We start from the raw sequence: 14,710 nt of genomic DNA on the forward strand, positions 1-14,710 counted from the left end.
TGCCGCGGGAAGCGGCTATTGGAGGGCGCGCTTCGGCCCCCAAAGTCACTTGGAACGTCACATTGGGCCGTGACCTCGCTAGAATGGCGGATATGCCTGAATTGTTGTCCCTGCCCCGTGCCCGCTTCTCCCTTGCCTGCACCGTGCTCCTGAGCGCGGTCGTGCTCGCCACCGGCGCTTTCGCGCAGCAGGCCGGACCGCCCGGGCAGCCGCCTCAGCCCGGCCAGAACGGGCTGGGACCGAACCCGATGTGCGTGCGGCTGGAAGGCCAGCTCGTCGCGCTCGATCGTGGCGGCGGCGGTGACCCCGCGCGCGAGGAGCAGATCCGCCGCTATCAGGATTCCCAGGCCAAGCAGCAGGCCGAGCTCGACCGCGTCACCATGCAGGCCAAGCGCATGGGCTGCGATTCCTCCGGCTTCTTCTCGCTGTTCAACGGCCAGTCGGCGCAATGCGGCCCGGTCAACACCCAGATCCAGCAGATGCGCGCCAATCTGGACCAGATCACCGTCAATCTCGAGCGGCTGCGCGGCGGCGGTCCCGGCGGCTCCAGCCCGGAGCGCGACAACCAGCGCCGCTCGGTGTTGATGGCGCTGGCGCAGAACAATTGCGGCCCGCAATATGCCAATGCCGCGCAGTCGCAAGGCGGCGGCAACTTCCTGACCAATCTGTTCGGCGGCGGCAACAACCCGAACAATCCGCAAGCCATGCCGCCCTCCGATCTCGGGCCGCAATCTGGCACCTACCGCACCGTGTGCGTGCGCACCTGCGACGGCGCCTATTTCCCGATCTCGTTTGCGACGGTGCCGGCGCGCTTCCCCGACGACGAGAAGACCTGCAAGGCGCTGTGCCCGGCTGCCGAAGCCGTGCTCTACACCCATCGCAATCCCGGTGAGGATATGAATTCGGCGGTCTCGATCGGCGGCCAGCCCTACACCGCGCTACCGACCGCCTTCAAATTCCGCAGCGAGTTCAACCCGTCCTGCTCCTGCAAGGCGGCGGGTCAGACCTGGGCGGATGCGCTGAAATCGGCCGACGACAAGGCTGCGGCCGAGCAGCAGGGCGATATCATCGTCACCGAAGAGAGCGCCAGGAAGATGCAGCAGCAACGGCTCAACAGGGGCACGCCTGCGAGCGCGAAGAAGGGCGCAGCTCCCGCGCCGACGACGGCGAATGCGCCGGCTGCGGCACCGCCGGCGGATACAGGCACGGCGACGGGCTCCGAGAACAAGCCGATCCGCTCGGTCGGCCCGACCTTCCTGCCGCAGCAGCAGAAGTAAGGTGTCCCTTCCCTTCTCCCCTTGTTGTGGGAGAAGGTGGCATAGGCGGCCTGCGGCCGCCGTTCTTAAGAAACGCCGAAGCGAAGCTTCGGCTATGGCGCCGGATGAGGGGTTCTATCCGCGCTCACTTACGTACATGAGAGTACGCGGATAGAACCCCTCACCCGATTGAGTTCGTTTCGACGGCGGTGCTGCCCTCTCCCGCAAGGGGCGAGGGCACATTAACGTCCATCTCGCTCGCGGGTGCGGGAGAAATGGTCGGAACGCCTGCTCTCACCCCTCGAACGCGTCGATCGATGCCTTGCTCCCGCGCGACACCAAGGTCTCGTCCGCCGCCGGCAACGGCTCGCCCTTGTCGCGAAACCGGTTGGTGATCGGATAGCGGCGGTCGCGGCCGAAGTTCCTCGCTGTCACCTTCACGCCGGGTGCAGCCTGGCGGCGCTTGTATTCGGCGACGTTGAGGAGATGGTCGATGCGGGTGACGACCTCGCGGTCGAAGCCGGCGGCGATGATCTGGTCCAGCGGCTGTTCGCGCTCAACCAGGCGCTCCAGGATGGCATCGAGCACGTCATAGGGCGGCAGCAAATCCTGGTCGGTCTGGTTCTCGCGCAGCTCCGCGGTCGGCGGGCGCGTGATGATGTCGGGCGGAATGACCTCGCCCGCAGGGCCGAGCGCGCCTTCCGGCTTCCAGCCGTTGCGCAGGCTTGCGAGGCGAAACACCTGCGTCTTGTAGATGTCCTTGATCGGGTTGAAGCCGCCATTCATGTCGCCATAGAGCGTGGCATAGCCGACCGACATTTCCGACTTGTTGCCTGTGGTCACCACCATCAGGCCTGTCTTGTTGGAGATCGCCATCAGCAGCGTGCCGCGGGTGCGGGCCTGGAGATTTTCCTCGGTGATGTCGGGCGGCAGGTTCTTGAAAATGCCGGACAGGATGGTCTCGAAGCCGTTCACAGCCTCGGCGATCGGCAAAACCTCGTAGCGGATGCCGAGATGGCCGGCGAGCTCGCCGGCATCGGCGATCGAGTGTGCGGCCGTGTAGCGATAAGGCAGCATCACGCCATGCACCTGGTCGGCACCGAGCGCGTCGACCGCGATCGCCGCGCACAGGGCGGAATCGATGCCGCCGGAAATCCCGAGCAGCACGCCGGGAAAGCCGTTCTTGGTGACATAGTCGCGCAAGCCCAGCACGCAGGCAGCGTAGTCGGCCTCGTCGCCCTCGGGCAGTTCGGCGATCGGGCCCGTGCAGCGCCAGTCGTCGCCGTTACGGGTGAAGCGCAGCGTGACGACGCTCTCCTCGAAGGCCGGCAATTGCGCCGCAAGCGAGAGATCGCCGTTGAGCGCGAAGGAGGCGCCGTCGAACACCAGCTCGTCCTGGCCGCAGACCTGGTTCAGATAGACCAGCGGGAGGCCGCTCTCGGTGACGCGCGCGACCGCGACCGACAGGCGCACGTCGTTCTTGTCCCGGGCATAGGGCGAGCCGTTCGGCACGAGGATGATCTCGGCGCCGGTCTCCGCCAGCGTCTCGACCACGTTCTCGTAATCCTCGGACTCCTCCAGCCAGATGTCCTCGCAGATCGGCACGCCGATGCGCACGCCGCGCACGGTGACGGGACCGGCGGCAGGGCCGCGCGCAAACAGCCGCTTCTCGTCGAACACGCCGTAGTTCGGCAGGTTGCACTTGAAGCGCAGGCTCGCGATGCGGCCGCCGTCGAGCAGCGCGCAGGCATTGTAGAGCCTGCCCTCCTCGACCCAGGGCGTGCCGACCAGCATGGCCGGACCACCGTCCGCGGTCTCGCGCGCGAGGCTTTCGATCGCGGCGCGGCAGGCGGCCTGGAAGGCCGGCTTCTGCACCAGGTCTTCCGGCGGATAGCCAGCGATGAACAATTCCGGAAACAGCACGAGATCGGCGCCATCGGACTTGGCCTGCGCACGCGCGGCACGCGCCTTGGCGGCATTGCCCTCGATATCGCCCATGGTCGGGTTGAGCTGGGCGAGCGTGACCGCGAATTCATTGAGACGTTCGGTCATCGAGCTCTCTCCGGCGCCTCTCCCGAAGCAGGGCAATTGCTGTCTCCCGAAGGGAGAGGTCGAATTGCATCGAAAATGAAGAGGCCTCGGACATCCGCGCGCAATGGATCTTCTCCGGAAGCTACAGGAACCCCAATCGCTCGATGATGGCGATGATCCAGAACGCGCCTGCCATCAGCAGCGCAACGCCGACCGCGGCCGAGCCCATGTCCTTGACCCGCCCGATCTGCTTGTCGTGATCCAGGGTCAGCCGGTCGGCGAGCTTCTCGATCGCGGTGTTGAGCAGCTCGACCACCAGCACGAATGCGACGGAACACACCAGCTCGACCGCGCGCATCGCGGTCGCGCCGATGAACCAGGCGAGTGGCACCGCCAGCAGGAGCGCAAAGATCTCCTCGCGGACGGCCTGCTCCGATCGGAACGCAAAGGCCAGACCGTTCCGGGAATTGATCGTGGCCTTCCAGATCCGCAGCAAGGTTTCAGAGCCCCGCTGCGGCCGGAATCGGCTGGGCCTTGCCGACGCGCTCCTGCTTGAGGAGCTCCGCGACCAGGAAAGCCATGTCGATGGATTGCTCTGCATTGAGACGGGGATCGCAGACCGTGTGGTAGCGGTCGTTGAGGTCCTCGTCCGTAATCGCGCGGGCGCCGCCGAGACACTCGGTGACGTTCTGGCCGGTCATCTCCAGATGCACGCCGCCGGCGTGGGTGCCTTCGGCCGCGTGGATCGCGAAGAACGACTTCACCTCGGACAGGATGCGGTCGAACGGCCGCGTCTTGTAGCCCGACGTGGAGGTGATGGTGTTGCCGTGCATGGGATCGCACGACCAGACCACGACCCGGCCCTCGCGCTTCACGGCGCGGATCATGTTCGGCAGGTGCTCGCCGATCTTGTCCGAGCCGAAGCGGCCGATCAGCGTCAACCGGCCCGGCTCGTTGTCGGGATTGAGCACGTCGATCAGCTTCAAGAGCTCGTCGGCCTTCAGCGAGGGGCCGCATTTGAGCCCGATCGGGTTCTTGATGCCGCGGAAATACTCGACATGGCCGTGATCGAGCTGACGGGTGCGGTCGCCGATCCAGATCATGTGGCCCGAGGTCGCGTACCAGTCGCCGGTCGTGGAATCGACGCGGGTCATGGCCTGCTCGTAGCCGAGCAGCAGCGCCTCGTGGCTGGTGTAGAAATCGGTGGCCCGCAGCTCGGGATGGCTTTCGAGATCGAGGCCGCAGGCGCGCATGAAGTTGAGCGCGTCCGAGATGCGGTCGGCCAGCTCCTTGTAGCGGCGGGACTGCGGACTATCCTTGAGGAAGCCGAGCATCCATTGATGCACGCTGCCGAGATTGGCGAAGCCGCCGGTGGCGAAGGCGCGGAGCAGGTTCAGCGTCGCCGCGGATTGGCGATAGGCCATCAGCTGGCGCTGCGGATCCGGCATGCGCGCTTCCTTCGTGAAGGCGATGTCGTTGACGATGTCGCCGCGATAGCTCGGCAGCTCGACGCCGTTCATCTTCTCGGTCGGCGACGAGCGCGGCTTGGCGAACTGGCCGGCGATGCGGCCGACCTTCACCACCGGCACCGCGCCGGCATAGGTCAGCACGACCGCCATCTGCAGCAGCACGCGGAAGAAGTCGCGGATGTTGTTGGCGCCGTGCTCGGCAAAGCTCTCGGCGCAGTCGCCGCCCTGGAGCAGGAAGGCTTCGCCCGCCGCAACGCGCGCAAGCGCCTTCTTCAGATTGCGCGCCTCGCCGGCGAACACCAGCGGCGGAAAGGTCGCAAGCTGGGCCTCGACGTCGGCCAAAGCCTTGGCGTCGGGATAGTCGGGCACCTGTAGCACCGGCTTGCTGCGCCAGGACTCGGGCGTCCACCGCTCGGACATCGCAATCTCTCCGTGAAGCAAAAAGCACAACCTGATCTAGGGGTTGCGAGGGCCGCCTTATACACAGGCTGGCTTCCGACCGCCAGTTGTAAATCCATTTCGCAGCGCAAACCCTTGCGGGCAAAGCCGAATTCGAATCTGGTCGGGGCCGGCAAAGAAACCGGCAGGACACTGATCGCCCATGGACGCGGCACTGGACGACGTTTTCATCGACGAGATCAGCTTCCCCGCGACCGACGGCTATGCGCTGACCGGCACCCTGTTCCTGCCGGCGAGGATCTGCCCAAGGGCGTCTTCCTGCAATGGGCCGAATGGGTCTCGAGCCCGCGCCATCTGTGTGGCGCGGCGTCGCCGAATGGATACAGGGAGAATGAGGCTGCGTTATCGGATGATCGTCGTCAGAGACGAGTAGCGCCTGTTCGGCTTGGCTTCGCCCGGCGCGAACTGTGCGAAAGCGTCGCTGACGCGCACCGCCGGCGGCGTGTCACCGGCGAAGCGGAATTCCATCGGCCGCGGCGCGTAGAAGCTGGCGCGGTAATATGCGTCGTCGAAACGCGTCTCGCCGACGCCGAACAATGCGTCGCAGACGAACAGGAGCGCGTAGACTCCCGCGACCGCTGCGATGATCTCCCTGAGAATTGACATGCCGATGCCCTGCCCTGTTGCGGGCAGGATGCAGATCGGTTCCAAAATCGAAGTTTAAGGCTGCGCGGATCTTGTCCGTTGGGTTTGCCGCCGCTGTACGGATAACAGACAATTTTATCGATCCGGAGGCCGAACGCCCGCTGCAGTCGGCGGCTCTACTGCCGCGCGCTCAGAAGGCAGGCCGCAAGTTCGGTCCGGTTGTGCACGCCGAACCGGCGGCACAGATTGGCGACGTGCTCCTTCACGGTCTGGTCGGATATCCCCATTTCGCGGGCAATCTCCTTGTTGGTCTGGCCGCGGCAAACCCTGATGGCGACATCGGCCGAGCGCGGCGGCAGCGATGCCGACAGCGTCCCGGCCGCCCCGGGATGACGGCTCGGGCTACGGTGGGTTTCAATCTCGCCCGCATTCATCATGTTGGTCAGCGCCAGCGAGCCGGCGCGGCATAGCATCTCCATGCGCAGTCGTGCGCGCGGCGTATAGGGTGCGCCCGTCTCCGTCGTCGCAGTGAAGAGCACGCCAATGATCTTCTGGCCACACCAGAGTGGCCCGCCCATATTGTAGGCGAAGCCCCATTCATGCAGCATCTCGAAGGTCGGGCTATGTCGCCAATGCTGCGGGCCGATCACGGTTTCGCCGTCGACCGCGCAGCCGCGGGTCATGATGCAGTCGAGCACCGGGTCGTGCTTCCAGAAGCCGGCCTTGTAATTGTCGAGCAGGCCGTCGGCGACGTAGCGGCTGTAGACCAGGGCAGGCTCGAGCCCGTCGAGCAGGTAGAGGCCGACGGTCGGCGATCCCGTGAGTTCGGTGATTGCTGAGCAACAGGCCACGCCAAGCGCACGCACCGAACGGCTCTCGGCGATCGACATCAAACGATCCGCCAGCCGGCCTTCGGGCAGACCGTCAAACTGCTCCTGCTTGGCCCTCACCGCCACTCCTCGCGCGACGTGCGCCTATTAGGATTTGTTATAGGCTTAAAATTTCTTCTTCGCCTGTTCTCCGGTCAAGCGAAAAGAAGCGGCAGAACCGTGGTTCTTCGGCTCAGCTTTGCGGCACAGCAGCAACGGCGATCCCCCCATGATGGGGGATTGCCGGTCTGCCCGCTTCATCCCTAGCATTTGGCCATCGTGATCGCGTGAGGATCATCACGCGATTCCGACGGGGACACGTCACCATCGCGAGCTGCCTGCTCACCCGTGCGCCAACCGCCTTGGCACGCGACGGCGGAGCTTTGCCGACGGAGGACGCCGTCCCCCGCCGGTCCCGATCCTCCCCGCCGATCGCACGGCGGAGCAACAGCTTGACGTGGAGATACCGACCATGAGCCTTTCCATGCAACGCGCCGCCAGGCCCTCCACGACGCCATCAGTGGCCGAGTTCCACGCGCGCCTTGACGCCGTGCTGCCACTGGTCGAGTCCCGCGCGGCCGAGGCCGAGGCGCAGGGCTATCTCACCGACGACGTCGTCGCCGCGCTTCGCAAGGCCGGCATCTACACCATGCTGTTTCCCCGCGAGGTCGGTGGCGCCGAACTTCTGCCCTACGACGCCATGACCGTGATCGAGCGCCTTGCCTACACGCATGCGTCCGCCGGATGGTGTGCCATCGGCAACAACATGGAAGGCACGACGCTCGCCATCTACGTCGAGGACGAGGGCATCAAGAAGGTCTTCGCAAAAGGCGCCGACATCACCATCGCCGGCAACGGCGTCCCGCGGGGCTTCGCCCGTCCGGTCGATGGCGGCTACATGATCCGCGGCAACTGGGCCTATGGCAGCGGCATCCAGCATGCCGAATGGGTTCATTCCGGCTGCTTCGTCACCGACGCCTCCGGCAAGGACATGGTGTTCGGTCCCAACGGACAGCCCAAGATCGTCGTCACCCATCATCCGCGGGCGACCATCAAGCTGATGGGCAATTGGGACGTGCTCGGCCTGCGCGCCACCGGAAGCTTCGACTACACGCTCAGCGAGGGCGACGAGCTGTTCGTGCCGACACACATGACCTACGATTTCGACATCGGCGCGCCACGTCGCGGCGGCGTGCAGGGCGCGCTGGGGCTCGCGGGCTATAGCGCCTGGGCGCACTCGAGCTGGGCGGTCGGAGTCGGCCGCCGCATGCTCGACGAACTCGTGAAGGTCATCGTCCCGCGCCAGGATCCCTTCGGCAAGTCGTGCGAGAGCGCCAGCTTCAAGTTCCAGTTCGCGCAGGCCGAGGCTCGTTTTCGCGCGGCATGTGCGCTGGTGCACGAAACCTGGAAGGAGGTCTCCGAGACCTGCGCCGGCGGCGAAAGTCCCTCGCTGGCGCAAATGACAATGATCAAGCTGTCGCTGCGGCACATCCACGACGTCCTGTCCGACGTCTCGACCTTCGCGCACCGGGCAGCCCGAGGTGCCTCGCTGCACAACACGCCGATGCAGCGCTTCTATCGCGACATCCACTCAGGCACCCAGCACATCCTGATGGCCGACCAGATCGTCGAGGAATGCGGCCGTGCGCTGCTCGGCCTTCCCGGGCCCGGCGCGCAATGGACTGTGTTCGGGGTGACTGGCTGAGCGCGCGGGAGGTCGGCGTGAACGGATCCCGCATCGTTGGCTTCTGCGGCAGCAGCTGGCGCCCGGCAAAGTCGCGCGTGCTTGTTGAAGCCGTTGCGGCCGATCTCCTGGCGCAACACGCGCTCAAGACCGACATCCTCGACCTCGTCGATGCCGGCCAGGGCATCGCCGCGTTTACGCGCAACGGGCTCGACGGGCGCGCGCGCGACCTCGTCGAGGCGATCGAGCAGGCGGATGGCCTGGTGATCGGTTGCCCGGTGTTCCAGGGCTCGTATCCCGGCCTGTTCAAGCATGTCTTTGACCTGATCAAGCCCGGCGTGCTGCGCAATCGCCCGGTGCTGCTGACAGCGGTCGGCGGCGGGCTGCGCCACTCGCTGGTGGTCGAGCATCAGCTCCGTCCGTTGTTCGGGTTCTTCGAGGCCTGCACGGTGTCGACCGCGATCTATGCGAGCAGCGACGAACTGGCGCCGGGCGGCCCCTTGGCGCCGATGATTGCCGCCCGCCTTGCCAACGCCGTGGAGCAATTCGCAGCGCTTGTCGGCAACCGCCGAGCCAAGGCCGCATGACCCCTCTTCCGCTGCGGTGCCCAGACAGGCTGCCTTCAACCGGAGACATCCATCATGCTTGAGACCGTCAAACCCTCGCCCGACCTCACCGGCTTTGCTCGCGCGGAATACGACATCAACGGCGTGCGCACCGTCGTTCACAGCATCGGAAGCGGCCCCCCGCTGGTGTTCCTGCACGGGACCGGAACGTTTACCGGCTTTGAGATGGCGCGCGACTGGGCGAAGCGGCACACCGTCATCATTCCCTATCAGGCCGGTTTCGGCGACTCCGGCGATGCAGCCTGGATCGATACGATCGAGGATCATGTCCTCCAGACCACGGACTTGCTCGACAAGCTGGGACTGGCGACGTTCGATCTTGCCGGATTTTCGCTCGGCGGGTGGCTCGCCGCCGAGCTCGCCATCCGCCAGCCGCATCGCGTCCGCAAGCTGGTGCTGGTCGCGCCCGCCGGCCTCGTGGTTGCGAGCGCGCCGGCCCCCGGCCTGTTCGAGATCGCGCCACAGGATTTGCCGGCCTATCTCGCGCACGATCCGTCAAACGCGCTGCGTTACTTTCCCAAGGCGCCAGATCCTGCGTTCGACGCCCGCCTCGGGCGCGAGGTGACGGGCTTCGCCAAGCTGATCCGCAGCGATCCGCAGGGCAATCCAAAGCTCGCGCACTGGCTGCACCGGATCACGATGCCGACGCTGGTCTTGTGGGGCGCCGCGGATCGCCTGCGCCCAACGGCGCAGGCCGAGGCCTGGAAGGCCGGGCTGCCCCACGCGCGCGTAACGCTGGTGCCGGACACGGGACATCTGGTGTTCGAGGAAACGCCCTCAGCCGCGCATCACGTCACCGATTTCCTAGCCGAGTAGCTCAGACAGAAGGACACCACCATGATCGAGATGCCTCCGGGCGTTACCCCCGCCAAAGACGGCTTTGGCAACATCGTATGGAACATTCTGGGCCAGACATACACGCTGAAGCAGCACTCCGAGGCGTCGATGGCTTGGCATGCCGTGTTTCCCGACGGCACCTTCGTGCCGCCGCACGTTCATCCGACCCAGGACGAATTCGTCTACGTACTGAGCGGCCGTTACGATCTCTGGCTTGACGGGAAGGACCTGGTGGCGACCGCCGGGGACCTCGTGCGCATGCCCAAGGGCATTCCCCACGGCATCTTCAACAAGTCCGGCGAAACCGCGACCAGCCTGTTCTGGGTTGCGCCGACGCGATCGCTCAAGGAGCTGTTCGAGCGCATCCACAACCTGCCCGATCCGCAGGAAGTCGTTCGGCGTGCCGCCGAGCACGAGGTCAATTTCCTGCCGCCCCCGGCCTGATGCTCGTCTCCCGCCGAAAGCTCAAACCGCGAGGATCGATCATGACGATCAACTGGACCACCATTTCCGAGAGCGACCGCCGACGGATTGCCGTCTGGCAAAAGTGCATGCTGGCGCTCGCCATCTTCTGCGAGATATTCCTCGCGGCCGACTGGTACGCCTTCGCGGCCGTGTTGCCGTTCGTTTCCGAGAGCCTGAAACTCAATCCCGCCGAGGCCGGTCTGGCGCAGGGCATCTTCGCATTGACCTATGGCATCGGGATGATGGTGTGGTCACCGGTGAGCCGCTCGATGACGGCGCGCAACATGCTGCTGATCGGACTTGCCGGCACCGGTCTCGGGATGATGCTTCAGGTGTTCGTCCAGACCTACACCCAGCTTGTGCTGCTGCGACTCCTGATCGGCTTCTTCGATGCCGGCATTTTCATCGGCAACATGAAGCTGATCTTCGGCTGGTTTCCGCAGAGCCGGCGCGGGTCGGTGGTCGGAATCATCCTTGCGGCCTACAGCCTCGCCATCACCCTCGATTTTGCACTTGGCATTCCCCTGACCATTGCGACCGGATGGCGGACCTTCTTCGCGGTACTGGCGATCGGCACCCTGATCGTCGCTGCGATTAACGCCCTCGTCGTTCGCAATGGCCCGAGCGAGATCGGCATCGTCGACTTCACCTGGGGGAACGAGACGCCTCAGAAGCACCTGCCGCTTGGCGAAATCTTCCGCTCGAAATGGATCGCAGTCGGTGGCTTCGGCATCGTGGCCTGCACCTTCGCAATCGCCGGCACGGCGACCTGGGTGGTGCCCGCCTTTATCGCCGTGCAGCACATGCCGCCGGAAGCCGGCGCCGTGATCGGCACCGTGATGGGGCTCTCGCAGGTCCTGTTCCTGGTGATCGGCGGCTACATGTCCGACCGGCTCGGCAAGCCGTTCATGATCAAGCTCACCGCGGGGCTCGCCTTCCTGACCGCACTGATGTTCCTCTGGAGCGTCGTTACGCCGATGCCGTTCGGTGTGCTGGTGCTGTTCGCAGCCCTCAGCGGCGTCGCGCTGCTCGGCGGCGGCGCGATCTTCGCACTGCTCAGCGAAAAATACTCCGACGCGCTCGCACCGGCGGCGATCGGCTATGCGGAGGTGTTCGGCATCTTGTCGGCTTTCGTGGCGCCCTGGATGATGGGAGCCATCATCAACGCCTCTTCCGGCGCGTTCACCGGGGCCTTCGTCGCCTTCGCGGTGGTCGAGTTGATCATCGTCGGCCTTCTGCTGATCCTCGCCCGCGAAGACGTCAGGCAGGGTGCGGTCGTCGGCAGCCCGGCGGAATGAATACGCTCTCCACAGAGCGGAGGCGACGGCATCCCGCGAGCTCCGCGGACAGAAACCATGAACGGACGCCGGCCATCTCCCGTCAGAAGGCTGGATGGTCGTTCAAAGCAAACATCACCCGCTCATCGGCGGCTTGTGATCCCTCGCGCGGAGCTGCAAGACGACGTTCGGCAAGGCTCCGCCGATACGGTGGCGGGGCCGCGGCCTCAAGGCGCGGCCCCATTCGCGGGCTCAGCCGTGGCCAGCCTCCTTGCGATGGCCGCTCTCGCTGAGGCGGTCGACCCAGGCGATGCCGATCGCCGAGATGATGAAGGTCATGTGGATCAGGACCTGCCACATCACGCCGCTCTCGGTGAAATTGCTGCGGTTGGTGCCGAGATTACCGGCCTCGATGAAGGTCCTGAGCAGCGAGATCGAGGAAATGCCGATGATCGCCATCGCGAGCTTGATCTTGAGCACGCTGGCATTGACGTGACCGAGCCATTCCGGCTCGTCAGGATGGCCGCTGAGGTTCAGCCGGGAAACGAAAGTCTCGTATCCGCCCACGATCACCATGATCAGAAGGTTCGAGATCATGACGACGTCGATCAGCCCGAGCACGACCAGCATGATCTGCTGCTCGCTGGCGTCGAACGAGTGCAGGACCAGGTGCCAGAGCTCCTTCAGGAACAACAGCACATAGACGGCCTGCGCGACGATGAGGCCGACATAGAGCGGCAATTGCAGCCAGCGCGAGCCGAAGATCAGCTTCGGTAGCAGGCCGACCGGCGGCAGCGGCGTGGCCGGCGCCGAAGGTGCTTTGGGTTCAGACGTCATGGATCGCTCCGGATTGCAGACAGGAATGCGCCTCAGAGACTCGCGATGACAGGCGCGAGCTCGAGCGAGCCCCGATAGATCATCTCGAAGGCGACGTAAATGATGATGGCGAGGCCGACATAGGCGACCCAGCGCTGCTTCTGGAGCACGCGGCCGAGCAGATCGGCGGCGACCCCCATCATCGCGACGGACAGCAACAGGCCGAAGGCGAGGATGTAGGGATGCTCGCGCGCGGCACCCGCGACCGCGAGCACATTGTCGAGCGACATCGAGACGTCGGCGGCGACGATCTGCACCGCCGCCTGGCCGAAGGTCTTTCGCTGTGCCGGCGCGGCATCCGCGCCGCCGCCATGGCTGAACGCGAGCTGCTCCGAATGCGTGGCCTGCTCGCGCAACTCGCGCCACATCTTCCAGCAGACCCAGAGCAGCAGCACGCCGCCGGCGAGCAGCAGTCCGATGACCTGCAGGAGCTGGGTCGCAACACCGGCGAAGACGATGCGCAGCACGGTGGCGGCGGCGATGCCGACGATGATGGCGCGGCGGCGCTGCTGAGCCGGCAGGCCCGCCGCGGCGAGGCCGATGACGACGGCGTTGTCGCCGGCGAGCACGAGATCGATCAGGACGACCTGAAACAGCGCGGTCAGCGCCTCGGCGGTGATGAATTCAGTCATGTTTGATCATTTTTCGATGTCGACGGATCGAGCCAATGCGGCTTGCGGCGCTCGATCCAGTCGAAGACCTTCGAACGGGAGGAGCGCAGCGCCGGCACGTCCTCGGCGAGCAGCGCGAGGCCGAGCGGCAGCATCCAGACGCCGAGCAGCGGCAGGAAGGAGAGCACGCCGCCGGCGACCAGCAGCGTGCCCGAGGGGATCCTGACCCAGCGGCTGGACGGCTTGAGCAGATAGGTGAAGGTGTCGCCCATGCGCCCCGGCAGGCGGTCGACGAGCTTGGCCAGCCGCGGGTCTCCACCGGCGATCTCGCCGGTGGTGCCCACGGCTTCGGTGGTGCGCTCGTCCGAAACTGTGCTCATGCTTACTCCTTCAGGGCGGCCTGGAGCGTGGCGTCCGATGCACTGGGCACGACCGGCTTCGCGCGCGGCAGCACCAGCGTCAGCAAGCGCAACAACTTGATCGCCTGGACTTCGTGGGGATGGACGTCCTCATCTGCGGCAGCAACGCGCTCCGACAGCTCCATCAAATGGGACGAGAGCGGCAGATTCGAAACCGGCCGCAGCGTGTCGATCACGACGTTGGCAAAATCCGGCTCCTCGAGCCGTTCGGCGAGTTCATCGAACATCGCATAGAGCCGTTCGTCTGGAATGTGCGGCGCCAGCTTGCGGTCCCTGATGAAACGGATCACCTCGTCGCGCTCGACCGGCGAGACGCGCCGGTCGGCAACCGCAACCAGCGCGCCCACGATCACCAACGCGACCGCCGCCTGCTCGTTCAGGCTCGTCGGCTCCGTGATCTCGATTTCCATCGGATTTGAAGTTCGGGCGTCAGACATCGTAGCTCCCTTAACTTGAAATGGCCGCACGGAGCTGCGATCGGGACGAATAGTCGGAGAGAACGAACAAAGGCCCGACGATCGGCCGATCCATCGCATTCGCGCGGGACAGGTCATCCGACATCACGAGGTTTGCCGACATGGTCGGCGTCCTCGCCAGAGGGGCCCGGATTCTTGTTCTGCTCAGAGATAAAGGCGGCTCTGTCGGAATCAAGGCAACATGACTGCGACCAGCCGCCGCATCGGTTCCATAGCGATGGACCGCGTCCGGGGCGCGCTGCAACGCTCTTCGCGTTCTGGCGCAGAGCCCGGGAGGCGATACGCTCCCCTGTCGCGCAAGCGGCGACGACATCGCAACCGTGTCACGATTGATCGCTACATCTATCATCTCGGGAACGAGCCGCCGCCATAGCGCTCGCGCAAGCCTCGGCAGCGAAGATGTCGCCCTTGAATCCGATGAGCGCGGAGAAGCGCATGAATCGCACCACATCCTGCGCCGGCTGCGGCCATGCGCTTGTCCCGATGCTGACGGCCAAAGGCCGCGTGGAACCGAGCTGCCTCTGGTGTGAAGGCCTCGACGCCCGCGCGCTGGACATGGCGAAGTGGGCGGATAGCCCGTTCGGCAAGCCCGAGCGGAGCGTCCGTCAGTCGTTCGAATGAACGGCTTGAGACACTGAGCCGCCGGGCATTTGCCCGTCGCCGCGAGCTTGCACGGCTGCATGCCCCTGCAGGACCTGCCGACAAATTAGACAAGATAGGTCGCTCCACCGAACTTGCGGACCTGCGCGGAAAGGTCATGCAGGTTGGCG

General features: G+C 65.4%; 16 protein-coding genes and 1 pseudogene. 8 read left to right on the forward strand and 9 right to left on the reverse strand.

Annotated features, from left to right (window positions below):
• The first annotated feature begins 83 nt into the window (after positions 1 to 83).
• On the forward strand, positions 84 to 1,277 hold the full coding sequence (locus XH96_RS23805; RefSeq protein ID WP_194387916.1) for a DUF2865 domain-containing protein: 1,194 nt from the start codon (positions 84 to 86) through the stop codon (positions 1,275 to 1,277).
• Positions 1,278 to 1,550: 273 nt separating this feature from the next.
• Here XH96_RS23805 and XH96_RS23810 read toward each other — a convergent pair whose 3' ends face one another.
• The 3 genes from XH96_RS23810 to XH96_RS23820 form a co-directional block, all read right to left on the reverse strand.
• A complete protein-coding gene (locus XH96_RS23810) occupies positions 1,551 to 3,308 on the reverse strand; it encodes an NAD+ synthase (protein WP_194387917.1) in 1,758 nt (585 codons plus the stop codon).
• Between the two features lie 121 nt (positions 3,309 to 3,429).
• On the reverse strand, positions 3,430 to 3,783 hold the full coding sequence (locus XH96_RS23815) for a diacylglycerol kinase (protein ID WP_194387918.1): 354 nt from the start codon (positions 3,781 to 3,783) through the stop codon (positions 3,430 to 3,432).
• 4 nt (positions 3,784 to 3,787) lie between these two features.
• Complete coding sequence (locus tag XH96_RS23820) at positions 3,788 to 5,176, reverse strand: class II 3-deoxy-7-phosphoheptulonate synthase (protein ID WP_194387919.1); 1,389 nt, start codon at positions 5,174 to 5,176, stop codon at positions 3,788 to 3,790.
• 181 nt (positions 5,177 to 5,357) lie between these two features.
• Here XH96_RS23820 and XH96_RS39870 point away from each other — a divergent pair.
• Positions 5,358 to 5,447, forward strand: a pseudogene (locus XH96_RS39870) (alpha/beta hydrolase); the annotation flags it as partial.
• 110 nt (positions 5,448 to 5,557) lie between these two features.
• Here the strand turns inward: XH96_RS39870 and XH96_RS23825 are convergent.
• A complete protein-coding gene (locus tag XH96_RS23825) occupies positions 5,558 to 5,821 on the reverse strand; it encodes a hypothetical protein (protein WP_194387920.1) in 264 nt (87 codons plus the stop codon).
• A gap of 155 nt (positions 5,822 to 5,976) precedes the next feature.
• Positions 5,977 to 6,750, reverse strand: coding sequence for a response regulator transcription factor (locus tag XH96_RS23830; protein WP_194387921.1), 774 nt, complete (start codon positions 6,748 to 6,750; stop codon positions 5,977 to 5,979).
• A gap of 391 nt (positions 6,751 to 7,141) precedes the next feature.
• Between XH96_RS23830 and XH96_RS23835 the strand changes: the two genes are divergently transcribed.
• From XH96_RS23835 to XH96_RS23855, 5 genes are read left to right on the forward strand one after another with little or no spacing between them, the layout of a single operon-like run.
• Positions 7,142 to 8,374, forward strand: a complete 1,233-nt coding sequence (locus tag XH96_RS23835) for an acyl-CoA dehydrogenase family protein (protein WP_194387922.1) — start codon at positions 7,142 to 7,144, stop codon at positions 8,372 to 8,374.
• 17 nt (positions 8,375 to 8,391) lie between these two features.
• Complete coding sequence (locus XH96_RS23840) at positions 8,392 to 8,940, forward strand: NAD(P)H-dependent oxidoreductase (protein WP_246789716.1); 549 nt, start codon at positions 8,392 to 8,394, stop codon at positions 8,938 to 8,940.
• 54 nt (positions 8,941 to 8,994) lie between these two features.
• Positions 8,995 to 9,795 (forward strand): alpha/beta fold hydrolase, encoded by an 801-nt coding sequence (locus tag XH96_RS23845; RefSeq protein WP_194387924.1) that lies wholly within the window; start codon positions 8,995 to 8,997, stop codon positions 9,793 to 9,795.
• Between the two features lie 21 nt (positions 9,796 to 9,816).
• Positions 9,817 to 10,260 (forward strand): cupin domain-containing protein, encoded by a 444-nt coding sequence (locus XH96_RS23850; protein WP_035701455.1) that lies wholly within the window; start codon positions 9,817 to 9,819, stop codon positions 10,258 to 10,260.
• Positions 10,261 to 10,301: 41 nt separating this feature from the next.
• Complete coding sequence (locus XH96_RS23855; protein ID WP_246789717.1) at positions 10,302 to 11,579, forward strand: nitrate/nitrite transporter; 1,278 nt, start codon at positions 10,302 to 10,304, stop codon at positions 11,577 to 11,579.
• Between the two features lie 231 nt (positions 11,580 to 11,810).
• On the opposite strand, the gene XH96_RS23860 is transcribed toward XH96_RS23855, so the two are convergent.
• From XH96_RS23860 to XH96_RS23875, 4 genes are read right to left on the reverse strand one after another with little or no spacing between them, the layout of a single operon-like run.
• Positions 11,811 to 12,395: a TIGR00645 family protein gene (locus XH96_RS23860; protein WP_194387925.1), complete on the reverse strand. Its 585-nt coding sequence runs from the start codon at positions 12,393 to 12,395 to the stop codon at positions 11,811 to 11,813.
• 32 nt (positions 12,396 to 12,427) lie between these two features.
• The gene (locus XH96_RS23865; protein ID WP_131873298.1) at positions 12,428 to 13,066 is read right to left on the reverse strand and encodes a TerC family protein; all 639 of its coding nucleotides are present in this window, start codon (positions 13,064 to 13,066) and stop codon (positions 12,428 to 12,430) included.
• On the reverse strand, positions 13,063 to 13,425 hold the full coding sequence (locus tag XH96_RS23870) for a hypothetical protein (protein ID WP_028181516.1): 363 nt from the start codon (positions 13,423 to 13,425) through the stop codon (positions 13,063 to 13,065). The genes XH96_RS23865 and XH96_RS23870 overlap by 4 nt, the downstream gene beginning before the upstream one ends.
• A gap of 2 nt (positions 13,426 to 13,427) precedes the next feature.
• Positions 13,428 to 13,901, reverse strand: coding sequence for a TerB family tellurite resistance protein (locus XH96_RS23875; protein ID WP_194387926.1), 474 nt, complete (start codon positions 13,899 to 13,901; stop codon positions 13,428 to 13,430).
• Between the two features lie 474 nt (positions 13,902 to 14,375).
• Here XH96_RS23875 and XH96_RS23880 point away from each other — a divergent pair, with 474 nt between their 5' ends.
• Positions 14,376 to 14,561, forward strand: coding sequence for a hypothetical protein (locus XH96_RS23880; protein WP_194387927.1), 186 nt, complete (start codon positions 14,376 to 14,378; stop codon positions 14,559 to 14,561).
• The last annotated feature ends 149 nt before the right edge of the window (positions 14,562 to 14,710 follow it).

The sequence above is a fragment of the Bradyrhizobium sp. CCBAU 51765 genome (genome assembly GCF_015291725.1).
GTDB classification, from domain to species: domain Bacteria; phylum Pseudomonadota; class Alphaproteobacteria; order Rhizobiales; family Xanthobacteraceae; genus Bradyrhizobium; species Bradyrhizobium liaoningense.

Coding starts and splice junctions, on each gene's coding strand:
- XH96_RS23865 (WP_131873298.1), bottom strand. CDS start 13,066: ATGACTGAATTCATCACCGCCGAGGCGCTGACCGCGCTGTTTCAGGTC.
- XH96_RS23880 (WP_194387927.1), top strand. CDS start 14,376: ATGAATCGCACCACATCCTGCGCCGGCTGCGGCCATGCGCTTGTCCCG.
- XH96_RS23855 (WP_246789717.1), top strand. CDS start 10,302: ATGACGATCAACTGGACCACCATTTCCGAGAGCGACCGCCGACGGATT.
- XH96_RS23835 (WP_194387922.1), top strand. CDS start 7,142: ATGAGCCTTTCCATGCAACGCGCCGCCAGGCCCTCCACGACGCCATCA.
- XH96_RS23845 (WP_194387924.1), top strand. CDS start 8,995: ATGCTTGAGACCGTCAAACCCTCGCCCGACCTCACCGGCTTTGCTCGC.
- XH96_RS23870 (WP_028181516.1), bottom strand. CDS start 13,425: ATGAGCACAGTTTCGGACGAGCGCACCACCGAAGCCGTGGGCACCACC.
- XH96_RS23805 (WP_194387916.1), top strand. CDS start 84: ATGGCGGATATGCCTGAATTGTTGTCCCTGCCCCGTGCCCGCTTCTCC.
- XH96_RS23825 (WP_194387920.1), bottom strand. CDS start 5,821: ATGTCAATTCTCAGGGAGATCATCGCAGCGGTCGCGGGAGTCTACGCG.
- XH96_RS23820 (WP_194387919.1), bottom strand. CDS start 5,176: ATGTCCGAGCGGTGGACGCCCGAGTCCTGGCGCAGCAAGCCGGTGCTA.
- XH96_RS23860 (WP_194387925.1), bottom strand. CDS start 12,395: ATGACGTCTGAACCCAAAGCACCTTCGGCGCCGGCCACGCCGCTGCCG.
- XH96_RS23810 (WP_194387917.1), bottom strand. CDS start 3,308: ATGACCGAACGTCTCAATGAATTCGCGGTCACGCTCGCCCAGCTCAAC.
- XH96_RS23875 (WP_194387926.1), bottom strand. CDS start 13,901: ATGTCTGACGCCCGAACTTCAAATCCGATGGAAATCGAGATCACGGAG.
- XH96_RS23850 (WP_035701455.1), top strand. CDS start 9,817: ATGATCGAGATGCCTCCGGGCGTTACCCCCGCCAAAGACGGCTTTGGC.